The sequence below is a fragment of the Actinacidiphila polyblastidii genome (assembly GCF_036353415.1).
GTDB classification, from domain to species: domain Bacteria; phylum Actinomycetota; class Actinomycetes; order Streptomycetales; family Streptomycetaceae; genus Actinacidiphila; species Actinacidiphila polyblastidii.
Genome location: NZ_JAZEWV010000004.1, coordinates 297,306 through 315,026, shown reverse-complemented (window position 1 = coordinate 315,026; position 17,721 = coordinate 297,306). Strand labels below are relative to the sequence as shown.

At 74.4% G+C, this 17,721-nt stretch carries 16 protein-coding genes; 10 read left to right on the top strand and 6 right to left on the bottom strand.

Translation table 11 applies throughout. The features are described 5' to 3' along the window. The first annotated feature begins 38 nt into the window (after nt 1–38). Nucleotides 39–683 (top strand): TetR/AcrR family transcriptional regulator, encoded by a 645-nt coding sequence (locus V2S66_RS08245; protein WP_330793870.1) that lies wholly within the window; start codon nt 39–41, stop codon nt 681–683. A 60-nt stretch (nt 684–743) separates the two neighbouring features. Here the strand turns inward: V2S66_RS08245 and V2S66_RS08240 are convergent, their stop codons facing one another. Both V2S66_RS08240 and V2S66_RS08235 read right to left on the bottom strand, forming a co-directional pair. Continuing rightward, entirely contained in the window at nt 744–1,628 is an 885-nt protein-coding gene (locus V2S66_RS08240; protein WP_330793869.1) for a MaoC/PaaZ C-terminal domain-containing protein, read from the bottom strand. Nucleotide 1,629: 1 nt separating this feature from the next. Continuing rightward, entirely contained in the window at nt 1,630–2,892 is a 1,263-nt protein-coding gene (locus tag V2S66_RS08235; RefSeq protein WP_330793868.1) for a 3-oxoacyl-ACP reductase, read from the bottom strand. A gap of 140 nt (nt 2,893–3,032) precedes the next feature. Between V2S66_RS08235 and V2S66_RS08230 the strand changes: the two genes are divergently transcribed. Together V2S66_RS08230 and V2S66_RS08225 are read left to right on the top strand one after the other, a co-directional pair. Continuing rightward, complete coding sequence (locus V2S66_RS08230) at nt 3,033–4,328, top strand: acetyl-CoA C-acetyltransferase (protein WP_330793866.1); 1,296 nt, start codon at nt 3,033–3,035, stop codon at nt 4,326–4,328. A 541-nt stretch (nt 4,329–4,869) separates the two neighbouring features. Beyond that, on the top strand, nt 4,870–6,780 hold the full coding sequence (locus V2S66_RS08225) for an AMP-dependent synthetase/ligase (protein WP_330793865.1): 1,911 nt from the start codon (nt 4,870–4,872) through the stop codon (nt 6,778–6,780). 95 nt (nt 6,781–6,875) lie between these two features. Here the strand turns inward: V2S66_RS08225 and V2S66_RS08220 are convergent, their stop codons facing one another. Beyond that, a complete protein-coding gene (locus V2S66_RS08220; RefSeq protein ID WP_330793863.1) occupies nt 6,876–7,079 on the bottom strand; it encodes a cold-shock protein in 204 nt (67 codons plus the stop codon). A gap of 253 nt (nt 7,080–7,332) precedes the next feature. Between V2S66_RS08220 and V2S66_RS08215 the strand changes: the two genes are divergently transcribed. Then, on the top strand, nt 7,333–8,196 hold the full coding sequence (locus tag V2S66_RS08215) for a menaquinone biosynthetic enzyme MqnA/MqnD family protein (protein WP_330793862.1): 864 nt from the start codon (nt 7,333–7,335) through the stop codon (nt 8,194–8,196). 13 nt (nt 8,197–8,209) lie between these two features. On the opposite strand, the gene V2S66_RS08210 is transcribed toward V2S66_RS08215, so the two are convergent. After that, the gene (locus tag V2S66_RS08210; protein ID WP_330793860.1) at nt 8,210–9,211 is read right to left on the bottom strand and encodes a hypothetical protein; all 1,002 of its coding nucleotides are present in this window, start codon (nt 9,209–9,211) and stop codon (nt 8,210–8,212) included. Between the two features lie 292 nt (nt 9,212–9,503). Between V2S66_RS08210 and V2S66_RS08205 the strand changes: the two genes are divergently transcribed. The 5 genes from V2S66_RS08205 to V2S66_RS08185 all read left to right on the top strand — a co-directional run bounded on the left by V2S66_RS08205 (nt 9,504) and on the right by V2S66_RS08185 (nt 15,232). After that, a complete protein-coding gene (locus V2S66_RS08205; protein ID WP_330793859.1) occupies nt 9,504–9,800 on the top strand; it encodes a WXG100 family type VII secretion target in 297 nt (98 codons plus the stop codon). A gap of 176 nt (nt 9,801–9,976) precedes the next feature. Then, entirely contained in the window at nt 9,977–11,179 is a 1,203-nt protein-coding gene (gene mqnC / locus V2S66_RS08200; protein ID WP_330793858.1) for a cyclic dehypoxanthinyl futalosine synthase, read from the top strand. Nucleotides 11,180–11,228: 49 nt separating this feature from the next. Further along, the gene (locus V2S66_RS08195) at nt 11,229–11,939 is read left to right on the top strand and encodes a demethylmenaquinone methyltransferase (protein WP_330793857.1); all 711 of its coding nucleotides are present in this window, start codon (nt 11,229–11,231) and stop codon (nt 11,937–11,939) included. A 347-nt stretch (nt 11,940–12,286) separates the two neighbouring features. Further along, entirely contained in the window at nt 12,287–13,816 is a 1,530-nt protein-coding gene (locus tag V2S66_RS08190; RefSeq protein ID WP_330793856.1) for a hypothetical protein, read from the top strand. Between the two features lie 126 nt (nt 13,817–13,942). After that, nucleotides 13,943–15,232, top strand: a complete 1,290-nt coding sequence (locus V2S66_RS08185) for a geranylgeranyl reductase family protein (RefSeq protein ID WP_330793854.1) — start codon at nt 13,943–13,945, stop codon at nt 15,230–15,232. 48 nt (nt 15,233–15,280) lie between these two features. Here the strand turns inward: V2S66_RS08185 and V2S66_RS08180 are convergent, their stop codons facing one another. Further along, nucleotides 15,281–15,610 (bottom strand): hypothetical protein, encoded by a 330-nt coding sequence (locus V2S66_RS08180; protein WP_330793852.1) that lies wholly within the window; start codon nt 15,608–15,610, stop codon nt 15,281–15,283. A 258-nt stretch (nt 15,611–15,868) separates the two neighbouring features. After that, nucleotides 15,869–16,774: a C40 family peptidase gene (locus V2S66_RS08175; protein WP_330793850.1), complete on the bottom strand. Its 906-nt coding sequence runs from the start codon at nt 16,772–16,774 to the stop codon at nt 15,869–15,871. Between the two features lie 567 nt (nt 16,775–17,341). Between V2S66_RS08175 and V2S66_RS08170 the strand changes: the two genes are divergently transcribed. Next, the gene (locus tag V2S66_RS08170) at nt 17,342–17,701 is read left to right on the top strand and encodes an NADH-quinone oxidoreductase subunit A (protein ID WP_330793849.1); all 360 of its coding nucleotides are present in this window, start codon (nt 17,342–17,344) and stop codon (nt 17,699–17,701) included. Nucleotides 17,702–17,721: the final 20 nt, after the last annotated feature.

Sequence of the window (17,721 nt, the reverse complement as noted above, 5' to 3'; positions counted from 1 at the left end):
GGCTTGCCCGGGGGTGGCCGAGGGGAGAGGTGGGGCCGGTGGGAGCCCAGGGGAAGCGGGTGCCGCGCGCGGTACGGGAGCAGCAGATGCTCGACGCGGCGGTCGCGACGTTCGCCAGACGCGGGTACCGGGCCGCCTCCATGGACGAGATCGCCGAGGCGGCCGGTGTCAGCAAACCGCTGGTCTACCTCTATCTGCACTCCAAGGACGACCTGTTCACCGCGTGCATCCGGCGCGAGGCCGCGGCGCTGAAGGCCGCGGTGCGCGCGGCGGTCGAGCTGGACGGCCCGGCGGACCGGCAGCTGTGGAGCGGGCTGCTGGGCTTCTTCGAGCACACCGCGGCGCACCCCGACGGCTGGACCGTCCTCTACAGCCAGGCCAGGACCGTCGGCGAGCCGTTCGCCGACGAGGTGGCCGCGATGCGCGCGGAGATCGTCGAGTTCGTCCGCGGGCTGATCGCGGCGGCCGCGCGGGACGCCGACTGCGACGACGGGGACCTGGCCGAGCGGGAGGTCGCCGCGCTCGCCCACGCACTGGTGGGCGCGGCCGAGTCGCTGGCCGGCCGCGCCCTCGGGGGCACGGCCGCCTCCTCGGGCCGCGAGAACGCGGCGACCCTCATGAACTTCGCCTGGTCGGGGCTGGCCAACCTGATGGACGGCCGCCCCTGGACGCCCTCGCGCTGAGCCCGCCGGGCCCGCCGGGCCTGGCAGGGAGGCCGGGCGGACCGCGCGGGGGCCGGCCGTTCAGCGGGTGCCGGTCAGATGCAGGCCGGTCGCCGACCGCACCTCGAAGGCGTCGCCCGCGGCCGCGTAGACCACGGTCGCGGGCAGCGTGACCGGCCGGCGGAACTCCACCCGCAGCCGGCGCGAGCCCGGCGCCGCCGCGGCGCAGCGCGCGGCCGTCCACATGCCGTGGACGATCGCGCGGGGGAAGCCCAGCGGGCGGGCCGTCCAGGGGTGCAGGTGGATGGGGTTCCAGTCGCCGGTCACCCGCGCGTTCCGGCGGCCGAGGTCCGCGGGCAGCGTCCAGCGCTCGATCTCGGGCAGCGGCGCGAGCGGCGGCCGTTCTGCGGCGGGCGCGGCCGCGCTGCCGCCCGCCCCCTGGTCGTGGCGCGGCTCCACCCGGTGCCTGGCCAGGTAGGTGCTGCGGTCCTCCCACACCAGCGCGCCGCGCAGCCGCGCCTCGGTGACCATCACGACCTCGGTGCCGCGCCGGTGCGGGCGCAGCCCGGCCGCGTACACGGTCAGGTCCGGCCGGTCGGCCACCGTCAGCGGGCGGTGCGCGACCACCTCGACGGAGGTGTGCACCAGCCCTAGCAGCGGCAGCGGGAACGCCCGCGCCGCCATGATCCGCGCGGCCGCCGGGAAGCCGAGCACATGCGGATACGTCAGCGGCAGCTCGGCGGCGTCCCGTTCGGCGCCCGGTCCGGCGCCCGCAGCGCCGCCGGGGGAGTCGCCCGGGGAGGCGCCGGGGGTGAATCCGGTCAGCCGGGCGTACCGCGCGACCCGCCGCGGGTCGACGCGGACGGCGTGCTCGGTGCGGCGGGTCGGCGGGAGGCCGGCGGCGGGGGAGGGGCGCTTGCCCAGTCCGGACACCGCTCCGCGCACCAGCGTCAGGGCGAGCGCCATCTCACGCCCCCAGCAGCGACTGGCCGCAGACCCGCACCACTTGGCCGGTCACCCCGCCCGAGCCGGCCGCGCCGAGCCAGGCGACGGTCTCCGCGACGTCGACCGGCAGGCCGCCCTGGCCGAGGGAGTTCATCCGGCGGCCCGCCTCGCGGATCAGGAACGGGACCGCGGCGGTCATCTTCGTCTCGATGAAGCCGGGCGCGACCGCGTTCACCGTGATCCCGCGCTCGACGACCGCGGGGTCGGCGGCCAGCGCGTGCACGAAGCCGATGATGCCGGCCTTGGACGCGGCGTAGTTGGTCTGCCCGGCGTTGCCCGCGATGCCGCTGATGGACGCGGTGGCGACGATCCGGGCGTGCGGGTTGAGCGCGTCGGTCTTCAGCAGTTCCTCGGTGGTGCGGACGACGCTGCCGAGGTTGACGTCCAGCACCGCGTCCCAGCGGGCCGCGTCCATGTTCGCCAGCCGGCGGTCGCGGGTGATGCCCGCGTTGTGCACCAGCACGTCGAGACCGCCGGCCCCGGCCGCGGCGGCGGCGATCCGCTCGCCCGCGTCGGCGGCGGTGACGTCCAGCGGCAGCGCGGTGCCGCCGAGCCGCCGCGCCACCTCCGCCAGCGGCCCGGCCGCCTGCGGCACGTCCAGGCACACCACGTGCAGGCCGTCCCTGGCGAGCGTCTGCGCGACCGCCTCGCCGATGCCGCGGGCGGCGCCGGTGACCAGCGCGGTACGGGTCCGCGCCGGGTCCGGCCGCCGCGGCGCCGCGCCGACCTCGACGACCTGCCCGCTGACGTAGGCGGACTTCGGCGAGAGCAGGAACTCCAGCGTGGAGTCCGCCGCGGCGCCGGGCGCCAGCCGCAGCAGCAGCGCCGTCCTGCCGCGGCCGATCTCCTTGGCCAGCGAGCGGACGAACCCCTCCAGCGCCTGCTGGGCGGCGGACTGCCGTACGTCGAAGGGGTCCGGCCGGCCGGCCAGCACCACGATCCGGCCGCAGGGCGCGAGGCCGCGCACCAGCGGGTGCAGGGCGGCGTACACCGCGTGCAGGCCCTCGGGGTCGGCGATCGCCGTCGCGTCCAGCACCACCCCGGCGTACCGCCCGGCCGGCGGGGCGTCCGCGGGCCGGCCGGCCGTCAGCCGCAGCACCTCGCCGTCGAGTCCGGGGTGCGCCGAGGACCACCGCCGCAGCGCGGTGGGCTGTGGCAGGCCCAGGGACCGGGTGAGGAATCGGCCGGGAGCCGTGCCGGAGAAGTGAAGGTAGCGGTCGGCCATTGGCCTTCTCCTTACTCTGGAGTAAGTTTACCGGCGGTAAGGCTACTGGTGCGTCAACGCTCCGGCCAAGACGCCATGGCCCTGCGGGTGTAGCCGGCGCCGCGTGAAGGAACCGTCCGAGCAGCCCTCCGGGAGACCGTATGCAGTCCGCGCAGACCGTCCGCCGCGTCGCCGTGATCGCCGGCAACCGCATCCCCTTCGCCCGTTCCGACGGCCCGTACGCCACCGCGTCCAACCAGGACATGCTGACCGCCGCGCTGGACGGCCTCGCCGAGCGGACCGGGCTGGTCGGCGAGCGGGTCGGCGAGTTCGCGGCCGGCGCGGTGCTCAAGCACGCCCGCGACTTCAACCTGGCCCGCGAGACCGTGCTCGGCTCGGTGCTGGCCCCCGACACCCCCGCCTACGACGTCCAGCAGGCCTGCGGGACCGGGCTGCAGGCGGTGTTCGCGGTCGCCGCGAAGATCGCGCTCGGCGTCATCGACGTCGGCGTCGCGGGCGGCGCCGACACCGCGAGCGACGCCCCGCTCGGCGTCAACGACGAACTGCGCCGCACCCTGCTGGCCGCCCGCCGCGCCCCCTCGCTCGCCGCACGGGCCCGCGCGCTGACCGCCCTGCGCCCCCGGCACCTCGCCCCCGACGTCCCGCGCAACGCCGAGCCGCGCACCGGCCTGTCCATGGGCGAGCACGCCGCGATCACCGCGCGCCAGTGGGGCGTCACCCGCGCCGACCAGGACGAGCTGGCGGCGGCCAGCCACCAGCGGCTCGCCGCCGCGTACGACCGCGGGTTCCTCGACGCGCTCGTCACGCCCTACCGCGGCCTGGACCGCGACCAGAACCTGCGGCCCGACTCCACCCCCGAGAAACTGGCCCGGCTGCGGCCGGTGTACGGCGGGCCCGACGGCACGATGACCGCGGGCAACTCCACCCCGCTCACCGACGGCGCGGCCGTGGTGCTGCTCGCCTCCGAGGAGTGGGCGCACGAGCACGGCCTCGAACCGATGGCGTACCTCACCGGCTACGAGACGGCCGCGGTCGACTTCGTCGAGGGGCGCGAGGGGCTGCTCATGGCCCCTGCCTACGCGGTGCCGCGGATGCTCGCGCGGGCCGGACTCGGGCTCGCCGACTTCGATCTCTACGAGATCCACGAGGCGTTCGCCTCCCAGGTGCTGGCGACGCTCGCCGCGTGGGAGGACAAGGACTACTGCGTGCGGCGGCTCGGCCTGGACGAGGCGCTCGGCAGCGTGGACCGTGGCCGGCTCAACGTGGTCGGGTCCTCGCTCGCCACCGGGCATCCCTTCGCGGCGACCGGGGCGCGGATCGTGGCGACGCTCGCGGCGCTGCTCGCGGAGCGGGAGCGGCCGGGGCGCGGGCTCATCTCCGTCTGCGCCGCCGGCGGCCAGGGCGTCACCGCCATCCTCGAACGCCCCCCGGGCTGACGCCCGGTTTGCGCGGGGCGTCGCGCCGCGTCAGGGGCGCGGGGAACGGCGCGGGCAACCGGCCGCCGGCCGGTGGTCCGTCGGCGACCGCAATTGCCCCCTCGGGCCGGTGGCGTCGTGCAGCCGTCGTGGTGGCTGGTCGCGCCGTTCCCCGCGCCCCTGAAAGGCCCCGGGCTGCGCCCGGATTGCGGTGGGCGTTGCGCCGCACCGGGGGCGCGGGCAACCGGCCGCCGGGCGGTGGTCCGGGGGCGACCGCAATTGCCCCCTCGGGCCGGTGGCGTCGTGCAGCCGTCGTGGTGGCTGGTCGCGCCGTTCCCCGCGCCCCTGAAAGGCCCCGGGCTGCGCCCGGAATGCGGTGGGCGTTGCGCCCTGCCAGGGGCGCGGGCAACCGGCCGCCGGCCGGTGGTCCGGGGGCGCCCCTGAGAAAACGGGCCGGCGCCCCGGGCGCGAGTGCAACGCCCGGACCGCGCAGGCCGCGAAGAACGGCCGCGCGCCGAGCGCGAGGCGGGCGGCCACCCCTCACTGTCGACTGGAGCCGCAGATGCCGATACGTCAGGCACCACCACGTACCCCCCAGCCGCCCGCAGGGCACACCGCTCCGGAGACCGCGCGCAGCGGCGACCGGGTCGTGCTCGCGGCGGTGCCGCCGCTGGTGGAGCCGCCGCGCAGCGGCAGCCTCGCCGACATCCCGTACGCCAACGCGAGTGAAGCCCCGCGCGACCCCGTGATCTCGCGCAAGGACGAGCGCGGCCGGTGGAGCGACGTGAGCGCGAGCGAGTTCGCCGCGGAGGTGACGTCCGTGGCGAAGGGGCTGATCGCGGCCGGGCTGCGGCCGGGCGACCGGCTGGCCATCATGGCCAGGACCAGTTACGCCTGGACGCTGCTGGACTTCGCCGGCTGGGCGGCTGGCCTGATCACCGTACCGATCTACCCCACCTCCTCCGGGTCGCAGACGCAGTGGATCCTCGCCGACTCCGGCGCCGCGGCCTGCGCGGTGGAGAACGTCGAGCAGACCCGGCTGGTCAGCGCGCGCCGCCGGGACCTGCCGGAGCTGCGGCACCTGTGGCAGATCGACGCGGGCGCGGTCGGCCGGCTCGCCGCGCAGGGCCGTGCCCTGCCCGACGCGCTGGTCACCGCGCGCCGGCGGTCGATGAGCCCGGACACCGTCGCCACGCTGATCTACACCTCGGGCACCACCGGCCGCCCCAAGGGCTGCGTCCTGACGCACGGCAACTTCTTCGCCGAGGTCGACAACTCCATCGAGCTGCTGCACCCCGTCTTCACGTCGGTCAGCACCGAGCCCGCGGCGACGCTGCTGTTCCTGCCGCTGTCGCACGTCTTCGGCCGGATGGTCGCGGTCGGCTGCCTGCGCGCCCGGGTGCGGCTGGGGCACGCGCCGAGCATCGCCACCGACGACCTGCTGGCCGACCTCGCCGGCTTCCGGCCGACCTTCCTGCTGGCGATCCCGTACGTGCTGGAGAAGGTGTACAACACCGGCCGGGCCACCGCGGAGAAGCTGGGCCGGGCGGCGTCCTTCGACCGGGCCGCCGTGATCGCGCAGCGCTACGGCGAGGCGCTGATGGCCCGGGAGTCCGGCGCGGGACCGGGCCCCTCGCTCGGCCTGCGGCTCGCGCACGCGCTCTACGACCCGCTGGTCTACCGCCGGATCAGGGCCGCCCTGGGCGGCAGGGTGCGGTACGCGATCTGCGGCGGCTCACCGCTCGGCGCGCGGCTCGCCGCCTTCTACGCCGGCGCCGGCGTGATGGTCTTCGAGGGCTACGGCCTCACCGAGACGACCGCCGCCGCCACCGTGACGCCGCCGCTGCGGCCGCGCCTCGGCACGGTCGGCTGGCCGCTGCCCGGCACGGCGGTGCGGATCGCGGCGGACGGCGAGGTGCTGCTGCGCGGCGGCCAGGTCTTCGCCGGGTACTGGAACGACCAGGGCGGGGCGCCGCACGTCGGCGGCTGGTTCCCGACCGGGGACATCGGCGAGCTGGACGCCGACGGCTATCTGACCATCACCGGCCGCAAGAAGGAGATCATCATCACCGCGGGCGGCAAGAACGTGGCCCCGGCCCCGCTGGAGGACCGGCTGCGGGCGCACCCGCTGATCGGTCAGTGCATGGTGATCGGCGACGAGCGGCCGTACGTGGCCGCGCTGCTCACCCTGGAGGCCGACGGGCTGGCGCACTGGCAGCGGATGCGGCACAAGGAGGGGCTGCGGCCGGCCGAGCTGGCCGCCGACCCCGACCTGCTCGCGGAGCTGCAGAAGGCGGTGGACGACGCGAACTCGACGGTGTCGCAGGCCGAGTCGATCCGGCGGTTCCGGGTGCTCGCGGCGGAATTCACCGAGGACGGCGGACATCTCACACCGTCGATGAAGCTGAAGCGGGCGGCAGTGCTGAAGGACTTCTCCGCGCAGATCGAGGAGCTGTACTCCGCAAGGCGCTGAGCGCCGGCAAAGGCAGGGGCCCCGCACACGGTGCGGGGCCCCTTGGTACTACAGGTTCTGGGCGCGACAGCGCCGTCCGTCCCGGCTAGCGGAAACTAGCTCGGGGTGACGTTCTCCGCCTGCGGGCCCTTCGGACCCTGGGTGACGTCGAAGGTCACCGGCTGGTTCTCCTCGAGGGAGCGGAAGCCGGACGCGTTGATCGCGGAGTAGTGAACGAAGACATCCGGGCCGCCGCCGTCCTGGGCGATGAAGCCGAAGCCCTTTTCAGCGTTGAACCACTTCACGGTTCCGGTAGCCATAAAGCCCTCCTTGGGCCCAAAGGGTTGCCCTGCTCCAGAACCTGCTACTGCAATGTCTGAAAACTACAAAAGCCTGCGGGTTACATGCTCCGCAGGCTTTGTACTGCAAGGAAACCAAACTGCAACTTGCGACGAGCGTAGCATGCGGGCTCTGGGCCGGGGAAGGCTCGCAAGATCCCTCTTTCACGGCTTGCGCGACGCGCCGGGACACCCCCGCGCGGCCGCCCCGGGACCGAGGAGTAGCGTCCGAGATATGGACACTTCTGCGCATGCCGGGGCCGGCGGCCGGGTCCGCCCGCGGGTCGGCCACATCCAGTTCCTGAACTGCGTCCCGCTGTACTGGGGCCTCGCCAGAACGGGGGCGCTGCTGGACGTGGAGCTGACCAAGGACACGCCGGAGAAGCTCAGCGCGCAGCTCGTCGAGGGCGCGCTCGACATCGGTCCGATCACCCTCATGGAGTATCTGAAGCACGCCGACGAGCTGGTCGCGCTGCCCGACATCGCGGTCGGCTGCGACGGCCCGGTGATGTCCTGCGTGATCGTCTCCCAGCTGCCGCTCGACCGGCTCGACGGCGAGCGGGTCGCGCTGGGCTCCACCAGCCGCACCTCGGTCCGGCTCGCCGAGCTGCTGCTCAGCGAGCGGTACGGGGTCAGCCCCGACTACTACCGCTGCCCGCCGGACCTGTCGCTGATGATGCAGGAGGCCCCCGCGGCCGTCCTGATCGGCGACGCGGCCCTGCGCGCCAACCTGCACGACGCGCCGCGGCTCGGCCTGCAGGTCCACGACCTCGGCCTGATGTGGAAGGAGTGGACCGGGCTGCCCTTCGTCTTCGCCGTCTGGGCCGCCCGCCGCGACTACCTCGCCGCGCACCCGGACGCCGTCCACGAGGTGCACCGCGCCTTCCTCGCCTCGCGCGACCTGTCCCTGGAGGAGGTGGAGAAGGTCGCCGAGCAGTCCGCCCGCTGGGAGTCCTTCGACCAGGACGTGCTGCGCCGCTACTTCACCACCCTCGACTTCTCGCTGGGCGCCGAGCAGCTCAACGGCATCGCGGAGTTCGCCCGCCGTGTCGGCTTCCCGCCCGCCGCCCGCGTCGAGCTCCTCGCACCCGCCCGCTGAGCCGGCCGGCCGCTCAACCGGTGACGCGGGCGCGCCAGGTGCGGAAGGCGGCCAGCGGGGAGCGGGCGTCCAGGTAGATCCAGGGGGTCTCGGTCGGGCGGTTGCCGAGGGCGCGGAAGAGCGGGGCGGCCGAGCGGTGGTCGCCGGCCAGGGCGAACGCCATCGCGAAGGCGTTGAGCGCCAGCGGCCAGTCCAGCCGGCGGCCGAAGGCCGGGTGCAGCACCGAGTGCGCGGCCGCCTCCCGCAGCGCCTCGATCACCTGCGGCCGGCCCAGCCACGCCGAGTCGGGGTCGCCGCCGCGGTCCCGCCACTCCTCCAGGTGGGCGAGGGCGACGAGTTCGCCCAGCCGGCTGCCCTCCGGGGCGTCGAGCATCGCCGCGCGCGCGAAGGCGTGCGTCCGCTCGTGCGCGCCGTCCCCCTGGGCGGCCAGCTGCCGCAGGTGCTGCCGGTGTGCGGCGGCGTGACCGGGCGAGCGCCGGCAGGCCGCCGCGAACCGCTCCTGGGCGACCTGCGGCCCGAGCTCCAGCCCCTGCCCGGCGAGCTGCAGGAAGTACCAGGGCGCCGCCCACGCCGGCTCCCGCTCGGCCGCCGCGAACAGCCGCCGCTGCGCGGTCTCCAGCCGCTCCCGGAAGAGCGTCCGCTGGCTCTCGGGCGCCGCGCCGGCGGCGAACCGGCCGCGCGCGTGCCAGGCCCAGCCGACGTGCCGGGCGCCGGAGACGAGCAGCGCGTGCGCGTCGCCGGGCGCCGCGTGGAGCACCTCCTCGATCCACCGCTCCACGCCGGAGACGCCCTGCACCCCCTCGACCAGGAACGTCAGGTCCTCGCCGTCCTCAGCGGCGGCCAGTTGCTCCCGGATCGCCGGCCAGCCCGCCGCGCCCCGGTGCCGCGCCGCCGCCCGGACGCCGGCCAGCCGCCGGTCCCCGTAACTGAAGTCGATCGCGGGGGCCGCCCTGCGCCGCCACAGGAACGTGTCCCCCTGCGCCTGCCGCACGGTCATCCAGCTCTTCCAGGACATACGACCTCTCTCCTCGCCGTCTGCAAGATACCGAGCCGGGACCGGCCGGCCCGCTCGCGACGCTGCCCGGCGGCGGCCTGGCGGCGGCCCGGCGGCGGCCCGGCGCCTCCGCGGTGTGCTCGCGAAGGCGCCCCCGCCGTGCGGGTGTTCGGCTGAATTCGACGCGATCACGTCAACGTGGGGATCGGGAACCGGGGGCTGCAAGCGTCACGTCCTGCCCTGTAGGTTGAGGGATCTCAGGCGCCACGGGGGTAGGCCCTGCGGCACACGTGCGATGAGGAGTCGAGCCGCTATGGCTAATGTGAACGTTACGTACCAGGACATGCGGGATGCGGCCACCAAGCTGCGCACCGGCCAGCACGAGATCACCGAGAAGCTGCACACGCTGCAGAAGTTCGTGCAGGACCTGGTCAACGGCGGCTACGTGACCGACCGCTCCTCGAAGCAGTTCGACCAGTCCTACAGCGAGTTCAACACCGGTGCCACCAAGACCATCGAGGGTCTGGACGGCATGGCGAAGTTCCTGGAGTCGGCGGCCGACGCGTTCCAGCAGGCGGACGAGCAGCTGGCCAAGGGCCTCGGCGGCTGAACCGCCCGGCGGCCGGAGCGCCGGCCGCCCCCCCGCGCCCCTCGGGCACGGACCACGGTGCGCCGTGGCGGAGCAGCTCCGCCACGGCGCACCGCCGTCTCCGGGGGCCCGCCGGGCGGCGCTGGCGCTGGCGTACGCTGGCCTGGTCCGAAGACCCCTCCGAAGGGACCGCACCGGTGACTGCTCCGGCGACCGAATTCACCGCCGTCCTCGACCGCGCCGCCGCCGGCGGCCGGATCACCCCGGAGGAGGCGCTCGCGCTCTACCGCGACGCGCCGTTGCACGCCCTGGGCGCGGCGGCCGACGCGGTCCGCCGCCGCAGGTACGCGGGCACCGAGCACATCGCCACGTACATCATCGAGCGCAACATCAACTACACGAACGTGTGCGTCACCGCCTGCAAGTTCTGCGCGTTCTACGCGGCGCCCAAGGACACCGGCAAGGGCTGGAGCCGCGGTCTCGACGACATCCTGCGGCGCTGCGCCGAGACGGTCGAACTCGGCGGCACCCAGATCATGTTCCAGGGCGGCCACCACCCCGACTACGGCGTGGAGTACTACGAGGAGCACTTCGCCGCGATCAAGCGGGAGTTCCCGCAGCTGGTGATCCACTCGCTCGGCGCGTCCGAGGTGGACCACATGGCGCGGATCTCCGGGGTGAGCGCGGAGGAGGCGATCCGCCGCATCCACGCCGCCGGCCTGGACTCCTTCGCCGGAGCCGGCGCCGAGCTGCTGCCGGAGCGGCCGCGCAAGGCGATCGCGCCGCTGAAGGAGTCCGGCGAGCGCTGGCTGGAGATCATGGAGACCGCGCACCGGCTCGGCGTGGAGTCCACCTCCACCATGCTGATGGGCACCGGCGAGACGAACGCCGAGCGGATCGAGCACCTGCGGATGATCCGCGACGTGCAGGACCGCACCGGCGGCTTCCGCGCGTTCATCCCCTACACCTACCAGCCGGAGAACAACCACCTGAAGGGCCGCACCCAGGCGACGCTCTTCGAGTACCTGCGGATCATCGCGATCGCCCGGCTCTTCCTGGACAACGTCGCGCACATCCAGGGGTCCTGGCTGACCACCGGCAAGGAGGTCGGGCAGCTCTCCCTGCACTACGGAGCGGACGACCTCGGCTCGGTGATGCTGGAGGAGAACGTGGTCTCCTCGGCCGGCGCCAGGCACCGCTCCAACCGGATGGAGCTGATCCACCTCATCCGCGCCGCGGGCCGGGTGCCCGCGCAGCGCGCCACCACCTACGAGCACCTGGTGGTGCACGACGACCCGGCGCACGACCCGGTCGACGACCACGTCGTCTCCCACCTGTCGTCCACCGCGATCGAGGGCGGCACCGCGCACCCCGAGCTCAAGCTGCTCGCCGACCGCTGAGCGGACGGCCGCCGAACCGCCGCCGGGCGCGGGCGCATAGGGTGGCAGGGTGACCCGTGCATCCCTGGACAAGCAGCCGCAGGACGTCGCCGCGATGTTCGACGACGTCGCGGAGAAGTACGACCTGACCAACGACGTGCTGTCGCTGGGCCAGACCCGGCTGTGGCGGCGCGCGGTGGCGCAGGCGCTGGACGTGCGGCCGGGGGAGCGGGTGCTCGACCTGGGCGCCGGGACGGGCACCTCCAGCCTGCCGTTCGCGGCGGCGGGAGCCGACACCGTGCCGTGCGACTTCTCCCTGGGCATGCTGCGCGAGGGCAAGAAGCGCCACCCCGAACTGCCGCTGACCGCGGGCGACGCGACCCGGCTGCCGTTCGCCGACGGGGTGTTCGACGCCGTCACCATCTCCTTCGCGCTGCGCAACGTGCACGACACGGACGCCGCGCTGCGCGAGATGCGGCGCGTCGCGAAGCCGGGCGGCCGGCTGGTGATCTGCGAGTTCAGCCACCCCACGTACCGGCCCCTCCGCACGGTGTACACGGAGTACCTGATGCGGGCGCTGCCGCCGGTCGCCAGGTCGGTGAGCAGCAACCCCGACGCGTACGTCTACCTCGCCGAGTCGATCCGCGCCTGGCCGGACCAGAAGGCGCTGGCCGGCCGGCTGCAGGGCGCGGGCTGGAAGGGCGTGGCCTGGCGGAACCTCACCGGCGGCATCGTCGCGCTGCACCGCGGCGCCAACCCGGGCGCGCCGGGCGGACGCTGACGGCACGCCGGCCCCAGGGCCGGCGGGGGGAGCCGCCGACAGGGCGCGACCGGCGGTAAAGAGGAAGTCAACAATCCGGGAGCGGAGCGGCAACCGCCCCTCTAAGCTGCGGTGTCTGCGGGCAGGACGCTCTCCCGCGCCTTCACCGAACCATCCCGGAGTGACCCATGTCGTTCTGTCCCGCGTGCGGGAGTCCCGTCTCCGAGGCCGCGGACACACGCTTCTGCGCGCGCTGCGGCAAGGAACTGACGCCGCCCGCTCCGGCCGCGGGCGGGCCCGCCGCCGCGGAGCCGCCGCCCCCGCCTGCGGCGCCGCCGATACCTCCGGCCGCGCCGCCGCCCGCGCCTGTGCCCGTACCCGCGTTCCCGTCGGCTCCCGGGACCTCGGTGCCCGCGGGGTACGTGCCGCCGCCCGCGCCCGCGGTGCCCGCGGTGCCGTCCCCCGCGGGGCAGTTCGTTCGCCGGGTCCTCGCCGGCCGCTGGGACCGGCCCGCGCTGGCGGCGCTCGCGCCCGCCGCGCTGCTCGTCGTCCTCGCCGGGCTGCTCGGCGCCACCTCCGGCAGCCTGCTCAGCGGCAGCGGCATCGGCTTCATGACGCGCAGCAGGACCGCCCTCGCGCTGCTGCTGCAGGGCGTCGGCGGCTCGGTCTCCATCAGCGCCCCGCTGGACGAGCCGGACTCCCTCGACAGCGGCGACGACGGCTCCGACTCCTTCGACGACGGCTCCGGCAGCTTCGAGTACGGCGACGGCAGCGGCGGCTTCGACGACGGCGGCGGCTCCGCCCTCATGACGTCGGGTCACCACACCGGGCACTCCTCGCTGGGCATGGTGCCGCTGACGGTCACCCTGCTGTGGGTGCTGGTGCTGGCCGTGGCGGTGCGCGCGATGCGCCGCCGCCAGACGGGGCCCGAGGCGGCGGTGCGGGTCGCGCTGCTGAGCGCGGCGGCCACGCTGGTGCTCGCGCTGGCCGCCCGGCCCTCGCTGCAAGGGGTGCAGGTGGGCTCGGGGCCGGCGCTGGCCGCGCTCGGCAGCCTGGCGCTCGCCTTCGCCACCGCCTTCGCGGTGCTCGCCGGTCCCGGCCGGGCCGCCTGGCTCGCCGCCCGGCCGCAACTGGTCGACGCGCTGCGCTTGCTGCGCACGACGGCGACCGCTCTGGCGGTCACCGTGGGCGTCGCCGCGATCGTGGTCTTCTGCGTCGCGCTCGCCCACTACGACGACGTCACCGGCTGGGGCCTGGTGCTCTACGCGTTCATCCTGCCGAACGTCGGGGTGAGCGCGCTGAACCTGGGCTGGGGCGGCCCGATCGACCTGTCGGACCGGTCGGGCAGCTCCGGCATGCACACCTCGTACGACCTCGGCGACCTCAGCCATGTGTGGAGCGGCTGGGCGGCGGTCGGCGCGGTCGCCGGCGGGGCGGTGTGCGCGCTGCTGATCGGGGTCGTCGCGGCGCGGCGCGGGCGGACCAGGGGCGAGCAGTTCGCGGTCGCCGGGCTGTTCACGGTGCTGTTCGTGGCGCTGGCCTGGCTCTCCGGGGTGACGAGCGTCGGCGGCATGCTGGTCACCGGCCTCGACAGCCGCGCCTCGATCGGACCGAGCGTCAGCTCCGCGCTGCTGTTCGGGCTGCTGTGGTCCTTCGGCGGGGTCTTCGTCGCTCCGTACGTGGCGCGGTCGTTGGGGGTGCGCGGCGCCGAGGTGTACGGGCCGGGCGCGGCGTACACGCCCCCCGGGGGCGGCGCGCCGTTCGGGCCGCAGCTCGTGCCGGGGCCGGGGCCGGTGGCGCCGCCGTCCGCCGGGCAGACCGTCCACGACCTCGGCGTCGTGCAGCCGCCGCGGATGAACCAGGCGCCGCGCGGGAGCGCGCCGCCGGACCACCGCTGACCGCGTCGGGCGCCCGGCCGGGGGGCCGGTCCGCGAGAGCCGCCGCGCCGCCCGGCGCGGCGGCCTCATAGACTCGACCGCATCGAGCAGCAGCAACACCCCCTCGCCGAAACGGGAGAGCCCACCGTGACCGACACCGCCGCCCCTTCCGAGCGCAGTGCCGATGTGATCGTCGTCGGCGCCGGGCCCGCAGGTTCGACGACCGCGTACTACCTGGCCAAGGCGGGACTCGACGTCCTGCTCCTGGAGAAGACCGCCTTCCCGCGCGAGAAGGTATGCGGCGACGGCCTGACCCCGCGCGCCACCAAGCAGCTGGTGTCGATGGGCATCGACGTCTCCGAGGAGGCCGGCTGGCTGCGCAACAAGGGCCTGCGCATCATCAGCGGCGGCATGCGGCTGGAGATGGACTGGCCCGAGCTGGCCACCTATCCGGAGTACGGACTGGTCCGCAAGCGCGAGGACTTCGACGACCTCCTCGCCCAGCAGGCCGTCAAGGCCGGTGCGCGGCTGTACGAGCGGTGCAACGTCGGCGGACCGCTGCTGGACGAGCGCAGCGGCCGGATCACCGGTGTCACCGCGAAGCTCGGCGAGGAGAAGACGCCGGTCGCCTTCAGCGCGCCGCTGGTGGTCGCCGCCGACGGCAACTCCACCCGGCTGTCGCTGGCGATGGGGCTGCACCGCCGCGAGGACCGGCCGATGGGCGTCGCGGTCCGCACGTACTTCACCTCGCCCCGGCACGAGGACGACTACCTGGAGTCGTGGCTGGAGTTGTGGGACCGGCGCGGCCCGCAGGACCGCCAGCTCCCCGGCTACGGATGGATCTTCGGCCTCGGCGACGGCACCTCCAACGTCGGCCTCGGCATCCTCAACTCCTCGGCGGCCTTCCGCGAGCTGGACTGGCGCGAGGTGCTCAAGGCGTGGGTCGGCTCGATGCCGGAGGACTGGGGCTTCACCCCGGAGAACATGACCCAGCCGATCCGCGGCGCGGCGCTGCCGATGGCCTTCAACCGGCAGCCGCACTACACCCGCGGCCTGCTGCTGGTCGGCGACGCGGGCGGCCTCGTCAACCCGTTCAACGGCGAGGGCATCGCCTACGCGATGGAGTCCGGCCAGCTCGCCGCCGACGTCATCACCCAGGCGCACGCCCGCGCGACCGCGGGGCAGCGGGAACTGGCGCTGCAGAACTACCCGCGCGTCCTGAAGGACACCTACGGCGGCTACTACACGCTCGGCCGCGCCTTCGTGAAGCTGATCGGCAACCCGAAGGTGCTCCAGATGTGCACCCAGCGCGGCCTCACCCACCCGATGCTGATGCGGTTCTGCCTGAAGCTGCTCGCCAACCTGACCGACCCGACCGGCGGCGACGCGATGGACCGCGTGATCAACGGCCTGACGAAGATCACCCCCAGCGCCTGACGGCTGCCCTTCGGCGGTGGCCCGCCGCCGCGCCCGCCCGCGGCGGGCTCAGCCCGCCGCGGGCGGGCCGCCCTCCGGGGGGCGCCCGGCGTGGCGGCGGCACAGGTCGGCGGCGGCGCGCAGCCTGGCCGGCTGCGCGGAGGTGTAGAGGCGCAGCTCGCGGGCCGCGCCGTCCAGCTCGCGCCAGAAGGCGGGCAGTGCCACGCCGTCGGCCAGCTCGGCGAGCGCCTGGAAGACCGCCGGCAGCCGGTAGTGGGTGAGCTGGTCGAGCACCGCGATGTACGTGTGGGGCCGCTCGTCGTCGAGCAGCCGCGCCGCGCTCTGCAGATGGACGAGCGCGCGCTCGCGGCGCTTGCGGCGGTCACGGCCGAAGATCATGCCGCCAGTGTGCCGGTGCGGGCCGCGCCGTCCGGGGACCGCCGCCCGCGCCGGGCCGGGGGGTGGGGCCGGGCGGGAGGGCGGCGGCCGGTGACGCCGGGGGGTGCTCCCGGGGTCGGGACCCGCGTCCCGGCGTCGGACCGGCTCGCTCCGGGCCCGCCGGCGGCAGGGCCGGCGGGCCGGGGCGTGACGGTGCGTCCGGCCGGTGCGCCGCGGTGGCGCGGACGGGACGGCCGGGGGGTGGAGAGGGGGAGCGGGTCAGAGGACCCGGACCGCCCAGTCGGGCATGTAGTCGGCCAGCTGGTGGATGGCCACCGGCGTGGACGGGTTGGCCGCGTCCAGGTACTGGCCGTCGCCGATGAAGACGCCCACGTGGTAGGCGCTGCCCTCGCCGCCCCAGAAGATCAGGTCGCCGGGCTGGAGGGCGGAGACGGACACCGGGGTGCCGGCGGTGGACTGCTCCTGCGAGGTCCGCGGCAGGGTGACGCCGACCGAGGCGAAGGCGGCCTGGGTCAGGCCGGAGCAGTCGTAGGAACCGGGTCCCGTGGCGCCGTACACGTACGGCTTGCCCAGCTGCGACTTCAGGAAGGCGATCAGCTGGTCGACCTTGCCGGAGGAGGCGGCGGCGACGGTGGTGCTCGCCGAGGCCGTCCTGGTCGCGGCGGCCGGCGTCGTCGACGCCGTCGGCACCAGCGCCAGCGGGGTGCGGGCGGCGGAGCGGGAGGCGGCCTGCGCGGCGGCCCGCGCCTTGGCGGCCTTGGCGATGGCGGCGGCCTTGGCGGCCCTGGCCTGTGCGGCCTTCTTCACCGCGGCGGCCTTCGCGGCGGCGGCCGCGTCGCGCTGCTGGGTGGCGACCAGCTGCGCCTGGATCGCGGTCTGCTCGAAGGCGGCGGCGGCCTGCCGGGAGGACGCGACGTCGGACAGCGCCACCGTCTGCACCGCGGCGGACGGCGAGGCGTGCGACGCGGAGGTGTGCTTGTGGTGTCCGTGCGTGTTCTCGGCCATGGCCGGAGCGGCCGCGCCGCACAGGGCGAGCGCGCTGACGACGCCGCCGACGAGTCCGGCCCGGCGAGTCCAGTGGGTCTCGCTGGGCGCCGCGTGCCGTCGGCGGCCTGTATGGGTATGCGTGTCGGACTGTTGCGTCCGCAGCTGGTTCGGGGACATGCGTCTCTGGCTATCAGGAACGAAAGGTTCCGTTCAACAAAGGTGGGATGCGCCACACTTGACGTGTTCACGGCCCAATTGCCCGTTTCGGGATCTTGGTTGACGGACGCTTTGAACCGTTTTGATCCGTCCGGTCAGGTATGCGCTCGTGCACGCGTTCACACGCGTCATTTCGGGGTTCCCGCGGTCACCCGGCCGGGTCGGCGGGCGCTATCACGGCCCGAAGTCCAATTCCAATTTGCTTGGGACGCCGTTCGTTTGGTAGTGCACATGCCCTGCTGACCAGCGGTAACGCCCTTGAATGTGGCGTGAAGTGATCGTTTGGGCCGCATCCGCCACAAGATCACCGCTCATCCGACTTCATGATCGTTCGCCGGGTGGTGGAGATCACAAAGCCGGTGCGTACCCCCGTGTCGCAGATCACAGACCGGCAGGCATAGGATGCGGGCAGCTTGGGCTTGTGAACTGCCTCACATAGGCGCGATCTTCGTCTCTGGGTGACCGCTCACACGCACCGGGTGACGGTCTGCATGCATCAGTCACTGTCGACTGGAAGGAGCGAGTCCGGTGAATGCCTACGCGCCCATCCTCGTACTCGGAGGTCTCGCGGCCGGCTTCGCGATCTTCTCCGTTGTGATGGCCTCGATCATCGGGCCCAAACGGTACAACCGGGCCAAATTGGAAGCGTACGAGTGCGGCATCGAGCCCACCCCGCAGCCGGCCGGCGGCGGGCGCTTCCCGATCAAGTACTACCTGACGGCGATGCTCTTCATCGTCTTCGACATCGAGATCGTCTTCCTCTATCCCTGGGCCGTCACGTTCGACCGGCTGGGGATGTTCGGGCTCGTGGAGATGCTCCTCTTCGTGCTCACCGTCTTCGTCGCCTACGCGTACGTGTGGCGGCGCGGCGGCCTGGAGTGGGACTAGCGGACACACGAGGACCAGGG

What these genes read in the sequence shown, in the direction of transcription:
- V2S66_RS08235 (WP_330793868.1), bottom strand. Translation starts at nt 2,892, where the DNA reads ATGGCCGACCGCTACCTTCACTTCTCCGGCACGGCTCCCGGCCGATTC.
- V2S66_RS08220 (WP_330793863.1), bottom strand. Translation starts at nt 7,079, where the DNA reads ATGGCTACCGGAACCGTGAAGTGGTTCAACGCTGAAAAGGGCTTCGGC.
- V2S66_RS08205 (WP_330793859.1), top strand. Translation starts at nt 9,504, where the DNA reads ATGGCTAATGTGAACGTTACGTACCAGGACATGCGGGATGCGGCCACC.
- V2S66_RS08225 (WP_330793865.1), top strand. Translation starts at nt 4,870, where the DNA reads ATGCCGATACGTCAGGCACCACCACGTACCCCCCAGCCGCCCGCAGGG.
- V2S66_RS08175 (WP_330793850.1), bottom strand. Translation starts at nt 16,774, where the DNA reads ATGTCCCCGAACCAGCTGCGGACGCAACAGTCCGACACGCATACCCAT.
- V2S66_RS08215 (WP_330793862.1), top strand. Translation starts at nt 7,333, where the DNA reads ATGGACACTTCTGCGCATGCCGGGGCCGGCGGCCGGGTCCGCCCGCGG.
- V2S66_RS08240 (WP_330793869.1), bottom strand. Translation starts at nt 1,628, where the DNA reads ATGGCGCTCGCCCTGACGCTGGTGCGCGGAGCGGTGTCCGGACTGGGC.
- V2S66_RS08210 (WP_330793860.1), bottom strand. Translation starts at nt 9,211, where the DNA reads ATGTCCTGGAAGAGCTGGATGACCGTGCGGCAGGCGCAGGGGGACACG.
- V2S66_RS08230 (WP_330793866.1), top strand. Translation starts at nt 3,033, where the DNA reads ATGCAGTCCGCGCAGACCGTCCGCCGCGTCGCCGTGATCGCCGGCAAC.
- V2S66_RS08180 (WP_330793852.1), bottom strand. Translation starts at nt 15,610, where the DNA reads ATGATCTTCGGCCGTGACCGCCGCAAGCGCCGCGAGCGCGCGCTCGTC.